The organism is Sphingomicrobium aquimarinum, from assembly GCF_039655735.1.
Lineage (GTDB): Bacteria > Pseudomonadota > Alphaproteobacteria > Sphingomonadales > Sphingomonadaceae > Sphingomicrobium > Sphingomicrobium aquimarinum.
The window spans coordinates 97,923-113,639 of the sequence record NZ_JBBYXH010000001.1 but is presented as its reverse complement, the minus strand read 5'-3'; the positions used below and the strand labels follow the sequence as shown (position 1 = coordinate 113,639).

General features: G+C 65.4%; 16 protein-coding genes and 2 riboswitches. Of the genes, 10 read left to right on the top strand and 6 right to left on the bottom strand.

Annotated features, from left to right (window positions below; translation table 11 throughout):
* Window positions 1-11: 11 nt before the first annotated feature.
* The 3 genes from gcvH to WJS89_RS00590 all read right to left on the bottom strand — a co-directional run bounded on the left by gcvH (window position 12) and on the right by WJS89_RS00590 (window position 2,491).
* A complete protein-coding gene (gene gcvH, locus WJS89_RS00600) occupies window positions 12-383 on the bottom strand; it encodes a glycine cleavage system protein GcvH (protein ID WP_346338999.1) in 372 nt (123 codons plus the stop codon).
* Window positions 383-1,501, bottom strand: coding sequence for a glycine cleavage system aminomethyltransferase GcvT (gene gcvT, locus WJS89_RS00595; RefSeq protein WP_346338998.1), 1,119 nt, complete (start codon window positions 1,499-1,501; stop codon window positions 383-385). Before gcvT ends, gcvH begins: the two co-directional genes overlap by 1 nt.
* 60 nt (window positions 1,502-1,561) lie before the next feature.
* Window positions 1,562-1,676, bottom strand: a riboswitch (glycine riboswitch).
* Window positions 1,677-1,772: riboswitch (glycine riboswitch) on the bottom strand.
* A gap of 86 nt (window positions 1,773-1,858) precedes the next feature.
* A complete protein-coding gene (locus tag WJS89_RS00590; protein WP_346338997.1) occupies window positions 1,859-2,491 on the bottom strand; it encodes a hypothetical protein in 633 nt (210 codons plus the stop codon).
* Between the two features lie 99 nt (window positions 2,492-2,590).
* On the opposite strand from WJS89_RS00590, the gene ispH reads away from it, so the two are divergent.
* Window positions 2,591-3,538: a 4-hydroxy-3-methylbut-2-enyl diphosphate reductase gene (ispH, locus tag WJS89_RS00585; protein ID WP_346338996.1), complete on the top strand. Its 948-nt coding sequence runs from the start codon at window positions 2,591-2,593 to the stop codon at window positions 3,536-3,538.
* Window positions 3,539-3,553: 15 nt separating this feature from the next.
* Window positions 3,554-3,994 (top strand): ribonuclease HI, encoded by a 441-nt coding sequence (rnhA, locus tag WJS89_RS00580; protein WP_346338995.1) that lies wholly within the window; start codon window positions 3,554-3,556, stop codon window positions 3,992-3,994.
* Here the strand turns inward: rnhA and WJS89_RS00575 are convergent.
* Complete coding sequence (locus WJS89_RS00575) at window positions 3,991-5,106, bottom strand: NAD(P)/FAD-dependent oxidoreductase (protein WP_346338994.1); 1,116 nt, start codon at window positions 5,104-5,106, stop codon at window positions 3,991-3,993. The genes rnhA and WJS89_RS00575 overlap by 4 nt on opposite strands.
* Before the next feature lie 48 nt (window positions 5,107-5,154).
* On the opposite strand from WJS89_RS00575, the gene WJS89_RS00570 reads away from it, so the two are divergent.
* The 8 genes from WJS89_RS00570 (at window position 5,155) to WJS89_RS00535 (ending at window position 12,611) form a co-directional block, all read left to right on the top strand.
* Window positions 5,155-5,631 carry an A24 family peptidase gene (locus WJS89_RS00570; RefSeq protein ID WP_346338993.1) on the top strand — a complete coding sequence of 159 codons (477 nt, stop codon included), beginning with the start codon at window positions 5,155-5,157 and terminating at the stop codon, window positions 5,629-5,631.
* Between the two features lie 45 nt (window positions 5,632-5,676).
* Entirely contained in the window at window positions 5,677-6,705 is a 1,029-nt protein-coding gene (cpaB, locus tag WJS89_RS00565; protein WP_346338992.1) for a Flp pilus assembly protein CpaB, read from the top strand.
* A 1-nt stretch (window position 6,706) separates the two neighbouring features.
* The gene (locus WJS89_RS00560) at window positions 6,707-8,125 is read left to right on the top strand and encodes a type II and III secretion system protein family protein (protein WP_346338991.1); all 1,419 of its coding nucleotides are present in this window, start codon (window positions 6,707-6,709) and stop codon (window positions 8,123-8,125) included.
* Between the two features lie 25 nt (window positions 8,126-8,150).
* A complete protein-coding gene (locus tag WJS89_RS00555) occupies window positions 8,151-8,798 on the top strand; it encodes a CpaD family pilus assembly protein (RefSeq protein WP_346338990.1) in 648 nt (215 codons plus the stop codon).
* On the top strand, window positions 8,798-10,066 hold the full coding sequence (locus tag WJS89_RS00550; RefSeq protein ID WP_346338989.1) for a pilus assembly protein CpaE: 1,269 nt from the start codon (window positions 8,798-8,800) through the stop codon (window positions 10,064-10,066). The genes WJS89_RS00555 and WJS89_RS00550 overlap by 1 nt, the downstream gene beginning before the upstream one ends.
* Before the next feature lie 107 nt (window positions 10,067-10,173).
* On the top strand, window positions 10,174-11,154 hold the full coding sequence (locus tag WJS89_RS00545; protein WP_346338988.1) for a type II secretion system F family protein: 981 nt from the start codon (window positions 10,174-10,176) through the stop codon (window positions 11,152-11,154).
* Between the two features lie 15 nt (window positions 11,155-11,169).
* Window positions 11,170-12,159 (top strand): type II secretion system F family protein, encoded by a 990-nt coding sequence (locus WJS89_RS00540; RefSeq protein ID WP_346338987.1) that lies wholly within the window; start codon window positions 11,170-11,172, stop codon window positions 12,157-12,159.
* A 143-nt stretch (window positions 12,160-12,302) separates the two neighbouring features.
* A complete protein-coding gene (locus WJS89_RS00535; protein ID WP_346338986.1) occupies window positions 12,303-12,611 on the top strand; it encodes a Z-ring associated ZapG family protein in 309 nt (102 codons plus the stop codon).
* 116 nt (window positions 12,612-12,727) lie between these two features.
* Here the strand turns inward: WJS89_RS00535 and glyS are convergent, their stop codons facing one another.
* Window positions 12,728-14,821: a glycine--tRNA ligase subunit beta gene (glyS, locus tag WJS89_RS00530; RefSeq protein WP_346338985.1), complete on the bottom strand. Its 2,094-nt coding sequence runs from the start codon at window positions 14,819-14,821 to the stop codon at window positions 12,728-12,730.
* Window positions 14,814-15,677, bottom strand: a complete 864-nt coding sequence (locus tag WJS89_RS00525) for a glycine--tRNA ligase subunit alpha (protein ID WP_346338984.1) — start codon at window positions 15,675-15,677, stop codon at window positions 14,814-14,816. Before WJS89_RS00525 ends, glyS begins: the two co-directional genes overlap by 8 nt.
* Between the last annotated feature and the right edge of the window lie 40 nt (window positions 15,678-15,717).

Here is a 15,717-nt window from a genome sequence, read left to right as displayed (position 1 = left end):
TCCTTATCGAATTAGAGGGTGGCGACCCATTCCTTGTAGGCGGCCTCGTCCATCAGGCCGTCGAGTTCGCCCGCGTCCGACAGCTTCAGCTTGAAGAACCAGCCCTCGCCCTCGGGATCGCTGTTGACCAGAGCCGGCTCGCCGTCGAGCGCGGCATTGCCCTCGACGATCTCGCCCGACACGGGCGCATAGACATCGCTTGCGGCCTTGACGCTCTCGACCACCGCCGCATCGTCGCCCTTGGCAACCTCGCGTCCCGCCTCGGGAACTTCAGCGAAGACCACGTCGCCCAACTGGTCGGCGGCATGCTTCGAAATCCCGACGGTCGCCACGTCGCCCTCGACGCGGATCCACTCATGTTCCTTGGTGAAATAGAGGCTCATCAGGCTTTTCCCTTCGACTTGCGGTAATAATTGTGGGGCACGAACGGCATCGCCGTCACGGTAAGATCGAACAGCTTGCCGCGCTGCTCGGCCTTGATGACCGCGCCCTCCGTGGCGAGATGCGAGGCCAGATAGCCCATCGCGATCGGCCGCTCGAGCGTGGGCGAAAAGCCGCCGCTGGTGATCTTGCCGACGACATTGCCTTCATCGTCGAGGAGTGGCGCGCCCTCGCGGACCGGCTGACGCCCCTCGAGCGTGAAACCGACGCGTCGCGTGATCGGCCCGTCTTTCAGTTCGGCGAGGATGCGATCGGCACCGGGAAAACCGCCTTCCTCGCGGCGACGCTTGGAGATCGCGAAACCGAGGTCGGCCATGATGGGGGTAGTCTCGGTATCGAGGTCGTGCCCGTAAAGCGGCAGGCCCGCCTCGAGCCGAAGCGAGTCGCGCGCACCCAGCCCGATCGGCCGCACGCGATCGTCGCCCACCAGCGCATCGGCCATCTCACGCGCGCGATCCTTGTGCACCGCGATCTCGTAGCCGTCCTCGCCTGTATAGCCAGAGCGGCTGATCCAGATGTACCCGCCGCGCCAGTCCGCCAGCCCCGCCTGCATGAACGCAAGATCCGGCGCGCCCTTGATGCCGAGCGTCTCGGTTACGACCGCTTCGGCCTCCGGCCCCTGAATAGCCAGGAGCGCCTGGTCGTCGTGATGTTCGAGACCGACACCGTCGGGTAGATGCTTGCGCATGTGCGCGATATCGCCCTGCTTCACCGCGCCGTTGACGACGAGGATGAAGGTTTCTCCCGCATTGGTGACGATGAGATCGTCGATGACCCCGCCATCGTCGTCGAGCAGCAGCGAATAGCGCGAGCGACCGGGTCTCAGATTCCTAAAGTCTCCCGGCATCAGCGCCTCAAGCGCCGCCGCCGCATTATCGCCCCGAATTGAGACCTGTCCCATGTGGCTGACGTCGAACAGGCCCGCATGCTCGCGCGTCCACAGATGTTCGGCGATGATGCCTTCGTACTGGATCGGCATCTCATAGCCCGCGAACGGCACCATCCGTGCGCCGTGATCGCGGTGCCAGGCATCGAGGGGGAGGGTCTTGATATCGCTCATCGCATGCGCATCCTTGAAAGCCCGGACACGGCTCCGCCCATCGCAGCCGCGCATCTCTTCGGGCCTCCGCCTGTCGCATGGACCTGAGAGTTTCAGGTAGTTGCCCCAAGGCCCTACCCTACCCCGTCGGTGGTGACGCCACAGTAGTGCCGTCACGCTTTCCAGGCTGCTTGAATAGAGCCAGGCGGTCCCTGTCGCCTGAGAGATTCCGGAGGCGGTTGCTCCTTCGGCGCCGGACGCCGAGGCGCCCGAACTCTCCCGCATGGCCCCCCGGCAATGGTCACACCGCCGGAAGCCCCGCCGGTGTGCGCGGCGCGCCGATTCGAGTCAATCGCCCACGCGCGTGCGCGTGAAGGCTTAACGTGTGGCGTTGTAGCGCAGCTGGTCGGCGGTGAGCTGGAAGCCGATGAGCTGCTCGAAGCTCGCATTGGCGACCGCGGCGCGAATTTCGGGCTTGGAGAGCGGGTCGATCGCGGCATCCACGTCGCCGGCCTTGCGCTTGCGCGTCAGTTCGCGACGGACGTCCGCCGGCAAGGTGGCCGCCGCACGGCTGATGCTCGCCTGCGCCTGCCCGGAAGCCTCGGCCCGCAGGCCGCCTTCGGGGAACTGGAGCGTGACCTGCCCGACCTTTTTCGAGATGACCGCCTCGCCGCCCCGCATCACGGTGTTGAACACGGGCAGGCTGACCGTGCGCGCGGGACCGGCCTGGCGGCGCTGCGCATAGACGTCGTAGCTCGTGACCGAGACGATCTCGCTCGCATTCTCGTAGCATTGGGGCGACACGTTGGTGATCGCCGCCGTCACGTCGAGCGCGTCCTGCGTCGTATTTCCGGGCATGGTGAACAAGGTGATCGATCCGGTTCCGGCGGGGATGGCGACCTGAGGACACAGGTCGCGCGCGACGACCACCCCCCCGCTTTCGATCGAGCCTTCCTGGGAACAGGCGGCGAGACCCAGCGCAGTGAGGCCGAGAAGAACAGTGCGAACCATGCGAAACACCCTTTGAAATGCGATAAATCGGTCGATCGGTCGGCTCCATCCATAGGTAGCCCCTTCACGCTTGCCAAGCGATGCCTTACCTCGGCCCACATGAACGCATCACGACCTGCCCTCGACGTCCTCATTGCGGCCCCGCGCGGCTTCTGCGCCGGTGTGGACCGCGCCATCAACATCGTCGAGCTCGCGCTCGAGCGGTACGGCCCCCCGGTCTACGTCCGCCACGAGATCGTCCACAACAAGTTCGTCGTCGACCGGCTGCGCGGCCTCGGCGCGGTCTTCGTCGAAACGCTGGACGGCGTGCCCGACGGCAAGCCCGTCGTCTTTTCCGCGCACGGCGTGCCCAAATCGGTGCCGCGCGCCGCCGAAGCGCGCGGGCTCGACTATCTCGACGCGACCTGCCCGCTGGTCAGCAAGGTGCACCGCCAGGCCGAACGGATGATCGAGAACGGCCGGCACATCCTCTTCATCGGGCACGAAGGCCATCCCGAGGTCATCGGCACCTTCGGCCAGGTTCCCGAAGGATCGATGACGCTGGTGGAAACCGAAGAGGATGCCGAGCGGGTCGAGGTAGCGGATCCCGCCTGCCTCGGTTTCCTCACACAGACGACGCTGTCGGTCGACGACACCGACGCGATCATCGAAGTCTTGAAGCGGCGCTTTCCCGCCATCGTCGGACCCAAGGGCGAGGATATCTGCTACGCGACGTCCAACCGTCAGGCTGCGGTCAAGGAACTCGTGCCGCAGGTCGAGAAGATGCTCGTCATCGGTGCGCCCAATTCCTCGAACAGCCGCCGTCTTGCCGAGGTTGCCCAGCGCCTCGACGTGCCCTCGCGCCTCATCGGACGCGCCGCCGATATCGATTGGGAATGGTTCGGAACACCCAGCACCGTCGGGATTACGGCGGGTGCTTCGGCGCCCGAAATCCTCGTGCGCGAGGTCGTCGACGCGCTTGGCGACCGGTTCGACGTGAACGAGCGCGAAGTGCACCATGTCGAGGAAAACATGGTGTTCAAGCTCCCACGCGAATTGGTCGCCTGACGCTTCGTTTTGTACGTGGACAAGGTCGAAATCTTCACCGACGGCGCCTGCAAGGGCAACCCCGGCCCCGGCGGTTGGGGCGCGATCCTGCGCATGGGAGAGCATGAGAAGGAACTGTGCGGCTCGGAAGCGGACAGTACCAACAACCGCATGGAGATGATGGCTGCCATCGCCGCGCTCGAGGCGCTGAAACGCCCCTGCAAGGTCATCCTCACGACCGACAGCACCTACGTGCGCGACGGCATCACCAAATGGATCCACGGCTGGAAGAAGAACGGCTGGCGCACCGCCGCGAAAAAGCCGGTCAAGAATGCCGAACTCTGGCAGCGGCTCGACGCCGCCGCTGCCCGCCACGACGTGGACTGGCACTGGGTCAAAGGCCACGCCGGCCACCCCGAGAACGAACGCGCCGATGAAATCGCGACGCGGGAAGCGGAACTGGAAGCGGAGAGCTAGAGAAAGCGCGCGGGGTCGAACGGCGCGGCACGAAGACCCGCCGCCGGTCCCCCAGGGTTTTCTCCCATGAACAGCGATCGCGCCAGCGCAGAAGCCGCCGGTTGCGTCTGGATGCCCGTTCCCCCCTGCCCCGCGTACCAGAAGAAGCTCGGGCACCGCGGATCGGGTCCCATTACCAGCAGGCGGTCGGGTGCGAAGGTGCGAAGGCCCGACCATGCCCGCTCGACCCGCTCGGGTGTCCAATCGACCACCTCTTCGAGCCGTGCGATGGCGGTCGCCACATCGACTTCCTCCGGCGCGCTGTCGCCCGGTTCCGCGTCCTGCTCGTCGTGCGGGCTGAGCCAGATGGTGCGCTCGCCCTCCCCGCGGAAGTAGAAGCGGCCGCGCGCATCGAGCACCAGCGGCAAGGTCGCGCAATCATCACGGTTGACCCGGAGCTGCACCATCGTCCGGCGCTTCGGGCGGAGGCCGATGGCGCCGACGCCGCACCGCTCTGCCACCTCGTCCGCCCAGGCGCCGGCCGCATTGACGATCCTTCCCGCAACAAGGGTCCGACCATTCTCCAGATCGATCGACCAGATTCCGTGGCCCACGACGGCCTTCGCCATACGGGAATCACATCGGATCTCCCCGCCGGCGCGTCGCAGGGAGGCGAGGTACGCCTGGTGGAGCCCCGCGACGTCGATTTCGCGGCACGAGGGTTCGGCGAGGCCGAGCGTCCATTCGCTGCGTAAGCCCGGGACGAGGCCGCGAAGTCGTGCCGGGTCCAGCGGCTCCGTCGCGATGGTGCGCGGGAGGTCGGCGAATGCGGCTTCATCGCCCGTTCGCGCCACATGGATCGCGCCCCGCGGCGCCAGGAAGCCTCGCGCGGAAAAATTCGCCGGCGGCTGCTCGAGAAAGGCGCGACTCGCTGCCGCCAGCGGCGCCATCACCGGTCCGCCATAACTCTCCAGCCAGAAGGCCGCCGAACGCCCCGTCGCGTGGTATCCGGGCTGCGCTTCGGCTTCGAGAACGACGACCGACAGGCCCCGCCGCGCCAGATGCGCGCCCAGCGCCGCCCCCGCGATCCCGGCGCCGATCACGGCGACGTCATATGTTTTTTCCAAAGCCACGGCGGGCTGGTTACGGTTTGGAAAGAGCTGCCGTCTAGACCGGGCGACATGATGAACGTGGATTTTACCTTGATCCTGACCGGCCTGCTCGCCGCGCTCATGCTCTACATGGCGGTGCGCGACGTGCAGACCTACCGCATCCGCAACTGGATCGTCGCCGCGACGGCGCTGGGCGGCATCGCCTGGTGGGTCGCCATCGGACTGCCGCTCTGGCCCGACGCCGCGATCCGCGTCGGCGTCGCGCTGGGCGTGTTCGTGCTGCTCTACGTCCTGTTCCTGATCGGCGTTATGGGCGGTGGCGACGTGAAGCTCGCGACCGCCTTGTCGCTGTGGTTCACCTGGGCGGGCACGATCAAGTTCCTCGTCATCATGTCGCTGGCCGGCGGGGTTCTCAGCCTCATCGTGCTGGCCCGCCACAAAATCAGCAGAAATCCGGAGAAAGCCGAGGTTCCCTACGGCGTCGCGATCGCCTTCGCGACACTATGGTTACTCACCCAACGCTTTCTTAACCATTTTGCCGGATGAATGGGGACCATTGGATGGGACCCACTTGGGGAGGGCGAATTCGCCATGAACGCTAAGAAAGTCATGCTGCTCGTTGGAGCATTGGTCATCGCGGTCGTCACCGCATTCATGGCCCGGTCGATGTTCACGGGGGCTGGCGCCTCCGAAGCTCAGGCCGCCGCCGTACCGCAGGGCCCGAAGGTCCTCGTCGCGCGAAAGGCGCTGCCCGTGGGCACGCTGATCGATGCGGAGAGCCTCACCTATCAGGCGTGGCCCGAAGAACTCGTTCAGGGCGTCTATTACACCGAAGCGGACGAGGACAGCGATCCGTCGGCGCTCATCGGCACCGTGGTCCGCAACGCGATCACCGCCGGTTCGCCGATCACCCGCGGCAGCCTTGTCGGCCCCAACGATCGTGGCTTCCTTGCCGCGGCGCTCGGCCCGGGCATGCGCGCCATGACCGTCCCCATCGACGCCTCGCGCGGCGCCGGCGGGTTCATCATGCCGGGTGACCGTGTCGACATGATCCTCACGCAGGACGTGCCTTCGACCGACGAGGGTCCGCCGCTCAAGGCCGCCGAGACGATCATCCGCAACCTGCGTGTGCTCGCCACCGACCAGCGGACCGACAGCAAGGACGCCGAGGGCAACACCGTCGTCCAGACCTACGGCATGGTCACCTTCGAAGTGACGCCGAAGATTGCGGAAAAGATCAACGTCGCGCAGAACTTCGGTTCGTTGAGCCTCGTGCTGCGCTCGATCGCGGACAACGAAGCCGAGCTGGAACGTGCGGTCGCCGCTGGCACCGTCCAGGTTCCCGAAGGCGTCACGCCCAGCGAGGAACGCCGTATCCTGTTGCAGGTCGCCAATCGCCCGATCGACACCAATGTCACCGCCACCACCGGCGGCCAGGTGTCACGCTTCCAGCGCTCGAGCATGGCGCCTGTTCGCAAGGCTGCGCCGCAGCCCACTTCGTACGCGGCCGCTCCGGCCCCGGCGCCGCAGGGCCAAGCTGCCCCTGCCCAGCCGACCGGTCCGACCGTCCGTATCGCGCGCGGCAATGCCGTGACCGTCGTTCCTGTCGGGAGCCGTTAAGATGAAGAAGCTTTCCACCAAAACCGCCGTCGGGATCGCGCTCGCCACGCTGGCGCTGACCCCCTTCGCCGCCGCCGCGCCTGCCTTCGGTCAGTCGATGGAGATCGCGCCCTCGGAAACGCTCACGCTGAGCCAAGACAGCGGGCGTCTCGTCCGCCTCCCCGAGCGCATCAGCGACGTCTTCATCGCCAATGATTCCATTGCCGATGTCACGGTCCGCTCGAACCGCCAGATCTACATCTTCGGCAAGAGCGCGGGCGAGACGACCATCTATGCCACGGATGCCTCGGGCAATGCGGTCTATGCCGCGCGTGTCCAGGTCGGGAACAATATCGCGTCGGTCGACCAGATGCTCGACCTGGCGATGCCCGAAGCAAACATTCGCGCGACGCCCATGAACAATCTCGTGCTGCTCACCGGCACGGTGGCCTCGCCGAGCGACGCGCAGGAAGCCGAACGCCTCGTGCAGGCGTATGTCGGAACGGACATGCAGGTCGTCAGCCGGCTGCGCCAGGCAACGCCGCTGCAGGTCAACCTCAAGGTCCGCGTCGCCGAGGTAAACCGGACGTTGCTCAAGAATGTCGGCGTCAATCTCGACTTCGAGGACACGACCGGCGGGTTCACGTTCGGCCTCGGCCAGGGCAGCGCCCAGCTGGAGAACGGCGTCGGCACTGTCGCGCGTTCGACGCTCGGGACCACGATCTCCGCCCTCACGGGTGCCTTCGGCCTCGACATCCTGGGATCGCTCGATCTCGCCGAGAGCGACGGTTTCGTGACCACGCTCGCCGAGCCCAACCTCACGGCCCTTTCGGGCGAAACCGCCAGCTTCCTTGCGGGCGGCGAATTCCCGATCCCGATCAGCCAGGCGGTCGGCGCCGTCGCGATCGAGTACAAGAGCTACGGTGTCGGCCTCGCCTTCACGCCGATCGTCCTCGCCGATGGCCGCATCTCGATGCGCGTGCGCCCCGAAGTGTCCGAACTGTCGACCGAAGGCGCGCTCCAGCTCAACGGCTACGATGTGCCGGCGCTCGTCACCCGGCGCGCGGAAACGACCGTGGAACTGGGATCGGGCCAGAGCTTCATGATCGCGGGCCTGCTCCGTCAGACCGGGTCCAACACGATCAGCAAGGCACCGTTCCTCGGCGATCTGCCGATCCTAGGCGCGCTCTTCCGCTCGACGTCGTTCCGGAAGAACGAAACCGAACTGGTGATCGTCGTGACCCCCTATCTGGTCAAGCCGGTCTCGGGCCAACTCCCGCTGCCGACCGATGGCTACCGCCATCCGAACGATGTCGAACGCATCATCGAGGGGCAGCCCTATGCAGGGGTGTCGGGTCAGCGAAACGTCCAGCCGGTCGCCCGCGTCGGCGCCAACGTGCCCGCCACCGCCGCTCCGGTCCGCCCCGGTTTCAGTCTCTAAGTCCCCCGCGAAAAAGGATATCAAGATGAACAAGCATCTCGTCCTCGTCGGCTCTGCCCTCGTCCTCGCGGGCTGCCAGAGTGCCGGCAACAGCTATCTCTACGACGGTCGCAAGAGCGCCTCCGCGCTCGGATCGGTCAACGTCCCGGTCGTCACGCAGACCAACTACGCCTTCGATGTCGCGGCTCCGGGCGGCAACGTCCCTCCCGCGGAAGCGGCGCGTCTGTCGGCCTGGTTCGACTCGCTGGGGCTGCAATATGGCGACGTGGTCTACGTCGAAGGCGACTCCATGGCGCGCTCCGACGTCGCCGCGGTCGCGGGCCGTTATGGCCTGCTGCTGTCCAACGGCGCTCCGGTAACCGAGGGTGCCCTTAGCCCGGGTTCGGTCCGCGTCATCGTCGGCCGCGCCACGGCAAGCGTTCCCAACTGCCCCAACTGGCGCCGGGACGGTCAGCCCAATCCCCAGAACATGAGCTCGCCCAATTACGGCTGCGGGGTCAATGGCGCGCTCGCGGCGATGATCGCGAACCCCAACGACCTCGTCTACGGACGCGAAGGCACGGGTCTTGCCGACACGGTCACCGCCGCACGCGCCATCGAAACCTATCGTGAAAACGAGGCGCGCAGCGCCGGCGAAGTTCGCGAAGTCGCAACCAGTGGAGGAGGCAACTAATGAACGCTCCGTTCCAAGCACGCGCAGGTCTGCGTGAACCGTTCACCGCTTTCGTCTGCGACGAGGAAACCGCGGACATGCTCCGCCCCGTCGCGGTCGAGCATGGCTGGAGCCCCGACAAGGTCAACAAGGGCGGTCTGCGCAATGCCGTCCAGTCGCTTTCGGTCTCGGCCAGCCCCAACGTGCTGTTCGTCGATCTGTCGGAGAGCGCCGATCCCTTGAACGACATCAACAGTCTCGCGGAAGTCTGCGAGCCGGGCACGATCGTGATCGCGGCGGGTCAGGTCAACGATGTCCGCCTCTACCGCGACCTCGTCGCGAGCGGCATCCACGACTATCTGCTCAAGCCCTTCACGGTCGACCAGCTGCGCGAGACCTTTGCGCAAGCCCAGTCGATCCTGTCGGGTCCGCGCGGCGAAACGCAAGCCGAAAAGCCCCATGTGATGACAGCCGTCATCGGCGTACGCGGCGGCGTCGGTGCCTCGACCATCGCGACCAGCCTTGCCTGGATGCTCGGCGAGAAAGCCAACCGTTCGACGGCGCTGCTCGACCTCGACATCCACTTCGGCACCGGCGCGCTGGCGCTCGACCTCGAGCCGGGCCGCGGCCTCACCGACGCGATCGAGAACCCCAGCCGTATCGACGGCCTGTTCATCGAGCGCGCCATGGTCCGCGCCAACGACAAGCTCTCGGTCCTCTCGGCCGAAGCGCCGATCAGCCAGCCGATGATCACCGACGGCACCGCTTTCTTCCAGCTTCAGGAAGAAATGAAGAACGCCTTCGAATCGACCGTGATCGATACGCCGCGCCATATGCTGATCCAGTATCCGCACATGGTCCACGACGCGCACGTCGCCGTGGTCGTCAGCGAGCTTACCCTCGCCGCGACGCGCGACACGATCCGACTGCTCGCCTGGCTCAAGTCCAACGCGCCGCAGACCAAGGTCGTCGTCGTCGCCAATGCGGTGCCCTCGGGCGGTGCGCTCGAGATCAGCCGCAAGGACTTCGAGCAGTCGATCGAACGGGGTGTCGATATCGTCTTCCCCGAGGACGCGAAGGCCGCCGCGCAGGCCGCCAAGCTCGGCAAGCCGCTTGCGGAAATCGCGACGGGCAAGCTCGCGCAGCCGTTCGCGTCGCTTTCGAACACCGTCCTGAGCCATGCCAGCGAAGAGGGCGCCGAAAGCGTCAGCGCCGCCGACGGCACCAAGAAATCGGTCATGAACAGCCTCAAGGGCATGCTCGGACCCAAGGAAAAGGCCGCGGCCTGACGAAGGGCCCGAGCCGTGGGGGGCCGGGCGCCGGCACGTCGTCCTCCCCCCGCACCCTTCGCCGCCGGTAGCGGCGACCAGCGTTGAACCGAAAAGGATAGCCCGCAATGTCTTCACTCTTCCCGATCGTCCTTATCGTCGGACTGGTGGCGACGCTCGGCATGGCCTTCATCGCCTTCCGGGGCCCCTCGACCGGCAAGGCCTTGAAGCGCCGCGTCGAAGCGGTGCGCGAGCGCCACGCCGAGGGCGGCGCATTGCAGGCGAATGCCAAGGCGCAAATCCGCAAGTTGATGGAACGGCGCAACAATCGTGCGGAAAGCCTCGCCGCGCGGCTGATGCCCAATCCCACGATGATGCAGCGTCGTCTCGACCGCACGGGCAAGGACATCACCCTGGGGCGCTATGCGCTCATCAATGTCGTCATCACGGTCGTCATTGCGGCACTCCTGATGCTGCGCGGCGCGCCGGTGCTGCTCGCGCTTCTCTTCGGCATGTTCGTCGGAATCGGCGTCCCGCATTTCGTGACCGGCAAGATGATCGTGAAGCGTATCAACAAGTTCACGACCAACTTCCCCGACGCCATCGAACTGATGGTGCGCGGTTTGCGCTCGGGTCTTCCGATCACCGAAACGCTCGCCATCGTGGCCAAGGAAATCAAGGGCCCCGTCGCGGTCGAGTTCAAGCAGGTCAACGAGGGCATGAAGATCGGCAAGACCATGGAGGCCTCGCTTCAGGAGGCCGCCAACCGCATCAACACGCCCGAGTTCCAGTTCTTCGTCATCACGCTCGCGATCCAGCGCGAAACGGGTGGCAACCTCGCCGAAACGCTGTCGAACCTTGCCGACGTGCTGCGCAAGCGCGCGCAGATGAAGCTCAAGATCAAGGCGATGAGCTCGGAATCGAAGGCATCGGCGATGATCGTCGGCGCGCTGCCCTTCATCGTCTTCGCACTGATCATGATGATCAACCCGCCCTACATGATGGGCTTCTTCGAGGACGAGCGCCTCATCATCGCGGGCCTTGGCGGCCTCTGCTGGATGGGCATCGGCGTCTACATCATGAGCCGCATGGTCAACTTCGAGATCTAAGGAAAAGAGCGACCAATGGAAGCACAGGGCCCCACCCTCCTCGGAATCGACGTCATCATGGTTGCGACCATGCTGTCGGCAGTCGCAGTCTTCGCCGTCCTCGTCGCCATCTATGCGGCGACCACCGCGAAGGACCCGATGGCCAAGCGCGTCAAGGCACTCAATGCCCGCCGCGAGCAACTCAAGGCCGGCATCGTCGCCTCGACCAACAAGCGCAAGAGCATCGTCAACAAGAACAAGTCGGCCGACAACGTCCGCAACCTCTTGTCGCAGTTCAAGATGCTGCAGGCCGACCAGGTCGAGAAGACCCAGCAGCGCCTCGGACAGGCGGGCATCCGCTCCAAGGAACTCGCCTACTTCATCATCATGGCGCGTTTCCTGATGCCCGTCGTGCTCGGTACGGTGGCGGTCGTCCTCATCTATGTCGTGGACATCAAGCCCGACTGGAGTGCGTTCAAGAAATATGCGGCCGTCGCGGGCACCACGTTCCTCGCCTACAAGGCGCCCGACCTCTGGCTTTCCAACAAGGTCACCAAGCGCAGCCAGGCGATCCAGAAGGGCCTGCCCGATGCGCTCGATCTGCTCGTCATCTGCGCCGAAGCCGGTCTGACCGTCGACGCCGCCTTCAGCCGCGTCTCGAAGGAATTGGGCAAGGCCTATCCCGAACTGGGCGACGAATTCGGCCTTACCGCGATCGAACTGGGCTTTCTCGCCGAACGCCGCATCGCGTTCGAGAATCTCGCCTATCGCGTCGATCTGGAAGCCGTACGCGGGGTCGTCACGACCATGATCCAGACCGAGAAATACGGCACGCCGCTGGCCTCCGCCTTGCGCGTCCTGTCGGCGGAATTCCGCAACGAGCGCATGATGCGCGCCGAAGAAAAGGCCGCGCGCCTGCCGGCCATCATGACCGTGCCGCTCATTCTCTTCATTCTGCCGACCCTGTTCGTGGTCATTCTCGGACCGGCGGCCTGCTCGATCTCCGACAACCTCATGAACGGATAAGGGATCGAATCCACGAGCTTCCCTGGTGGGGGGAAGGGAATCGCCGTCGCTCGCTCGAGCGGCGGCGATTTTCGTTCGAGCATTGACGGGAACCGCGTGCCCCGCAAACCTGTTCTAGGAACGAAACAAGGGGATTTTTCGCCATGCTCGACTTTACGCAAGACCAATGGATCTCGATCGGCCTTATCTTCCTGCTGGGGATCATCATCGGGGCCTTCCTGTTCGCCGGCTCGGGCCGCAAATGGAAGGAGCGCTACAAAGCCGAAGTTGCGCATCGCGAGCGTATCGAAAATGATTACCGTGCCGCGGAAAAAGACTGGCGCGACCAGGACAGCCGCCGCGCCGCCGCCCTTCGCGACAATGACCGCCGCACCGTGCGCGATCAGGATACCGATGGCGACGGCGTCCCCGACCGCCGTGACGACGCGCCGACCAAGCCCGGCGACGCGTAGATTTCTGAAGATGGTCGCCCCAGCGCAGGCTGGGGCCCATATTCTCGCTAGCTAGGGCGATGCGCGAAGGACATGGATCCCAGCCTGCGCTGGGATGACGACTGAGACTAGTCGCCCTACCCCTCGATCTTCGAGAAATCCGCGACCCCGCCGACGAGGCTGCGGAACCGCGCCAGCAGGCCCAGCCGCCGCGCCTTCACCGCATCGTCGTCGACCGCGACCATCACGCCCTCGAAGAAGGCATCGATCGGCCCGCGCAGGCCCGCCAGCGCTTCCATCGCCGCGACGAAGTCCTCGTCGTCCAGCGCCTGGGAGACCACCGGGCCCGTCTTGACGAGCGTATCGGCCAATGCGGCTTCCTCGCCTTGCAGTTCCTCATGGTCCCAGGCTGCCACCGCCCGGTCGAACGCCTGGCTCTCGCCGACGAGCGCGAGCGGGTCTTCTTCGCCCGTCTGCTCGAGTTCGCCCGGTAGCTCGCCCGCACCCTCGTAGCCCTGTTGCTTCAAGATGTTCGACGCGCGCTTGTAGGCGGCGAGCAAGTCAGCACCCGCATCGGTTTCGGCGAAAGCCTGCAGCGCCCTCACACGCGCGAGCAAACGGACCAGATCGTCCTCGGCCCCTAAAGCGGTCACGGCATCGATCAGATCGTGCCGAATTCCTGCTTCACGCTGCTGCACCTTTAGCCGGTCGACAAAGAAAGCCAGCAAGTCATTCTCGGCGACGGCCATGCGGAGACCATTTTCCTCGATCAGGCGGATCGATCCGAGTGCGGCCCTGCGAAGTGCAAACGGATCCTTCGATCCGGTCGGCTTCTCATCGATACGAAAGAATTCGCGGAGGCTATCCAGCTTGTCCGCCAAGCTGACCGCCACCGTCACCGGCGCGGTCGGGACCTCGTCACCCTGCCCCACCGGCTTGTAATGATCGCGCACCGCGTCGGCGACCGCATCGCTCTTGCCTTGCGCGCGCGCCAGATAGCCGCCGATCACGCCCTGCAGTTCGGGGAACTCGCCGACCATTCCGGTGACCAGATCGTTCTTCGCCAGCCGCGCAGCCCGTTCGGCCGCGTCCGGATCGGCATCGACGATCTTCTCCTCCGCCAGCCAGCGCGCCAACTCCGCCACCCGCTCGACCTTGTCGGCGACAGTGCCCAGCTTCTCGTGGAAGACGATATCGCCGAGCTTTGCGCCGAGGCTCTCGAGCGGAACCTTGAGATCATTCTCCCAAAAGAAGCGCGCATCCGAAAGCCTTGCCGCCAGCACCCGCTGGTTGCCCGCGACGACCGCATCGGGGTCCGAACTTTCGATATTGGCCGTGCACACGAACGCCGGCGCCAAACGCCCGTCGCTGCCCCGCATCACGAAATATTTCTGGTCGGTTCGCGCGGTCAGCTGGATGACTTCTTCGGGCACGTCGAGAAAATCCGCATCGAACCGGCCGAGCAGCGGCACCGGCCATTCGGTCAGCCCCGCATTCTCGATCACCAGCCCCTCGTCCTCGATCAGCGCATAGCCAGCGCCTTCCGCCGCTGCCTTCGCGCCGTCACGAACGATCGCCTCGCGCTCTTCATGATCGACCAGCACATGGCAGGCGCGCAGCTTCTCGACATAATCGTCCGCCCCGCCGATCGTGATCTCGCCGGGATGATGGAAGCGATGCCCGAGCGTCGCCGCTCCGCACGATACGCCTTCGATCTCGACCGGCACGATGTCGCCGCCGAGCAGCGCGACGATGCGGTGCAACGGTCGCACCCAGCGAAGGCTCTCGTTCGACGACGAGGCTGCGCCCCAGCGCATCGACTTGGGCCAGGGAAAATCGCGGACGATCGCCGCGATTGCCGGCCCCAGAATCTCCGCTGTCGACTGCCCCGGCTTGTCGATCACCGCGAAATAGGTTTCGCGACCCTTCACGTCGCGGACTTCCAGCGCGTCGCGCTCCATGCCGACCTTGCGCAGGAAGCCCTCGACTGCCTGGTCGGGCGCGGCGGTGGGTGGGCCCTTCATTTCCTCGCGCACCGCCTCGGTCTGCTCCGGCAGTCCGCGCGCAATCAGTGCGAGCCGCCGGGGGGTCGAATAGGTCGTGATCGCCTCCGCAGCGATCCCCGCCTCCTTCAACCGCTCGGCAAACAAGCGCTCCAGATCGCCGCGCGCCTTGGCCTGCATCCGCGCCGGAATTTCCTCGGAAAAAAGTTCGAGCAGGAAATCAGCCATTGGCCGTCTCCATCTCGCGCTCGAGCCAGGCGGCGCACGCCCCCTTCGCCAGATCGCGCACTCGGCCGATATAGGCCTGCCGCTCGGCGACCGAAATCACGCCCCGCGCCTGCAGCGTATTGAAGATGTGGCTCGCCTTGATCGCCTGCTCGTAGGCAGCCAGCGGCACGTCATGATCGAGCGCGTTCTGCGCCTCGGCTGAGGCCTTCCTGAAAGCATCGAACAGCATGTCCGTATCGGCGACCTCGAAGTGATATTTGCTCATCTGGCGCTCGTTCTCGAGAAAGACGTCGCGATAGGTCATCCCGTCGTTGTTGAACGCGAGGTCGAAGACATTGTCGACGCCCTGGATGTACATCGCCAGCCGCTCGAGCCCGTAGGTCAGTTCGCCCGCGACCGGCTTGCAGTCGAACCCGCCGACCTGCTGGAAATAGGTGAACTGTGTCACTTCCATCCCGTCGCACCAGACTTCCCAGCCCAGCCCCCAGGCGCCCAGCGTCGGGCTTTCCCAATCGTCTTCCACGAAACGGATGTCGTGCTTCAACGGATCGATGCCGATCTCGCGAAGGCTCCCGAGGTAGAGATCCTGCAAATTCGCCGGACTGGGCTTCAGCATCACCTGATATTGGTAATAGTGCCCCAGCCGGTTGGGGTTCTCGCCATAGCGGCCATCGGTCGGGCGGCGGCATGGCTGCACATAAGCCGCCTTCCATGGCTTGGGCCCCAACGCGCGCAGCGTCGTCGCCGGATGGAACGTTCCTGCCCCCATTTCCAGATCGTAGGGCTGGAGAATGGCGCATCCCTGCCCGCCCCAATAGGCGTGCAGCGTCAGGATCAGATCTTGAAAACTCAGCATGGCCAGCGCTTTGCGCGAGGCGGATGGCGCCGTCAAGCAA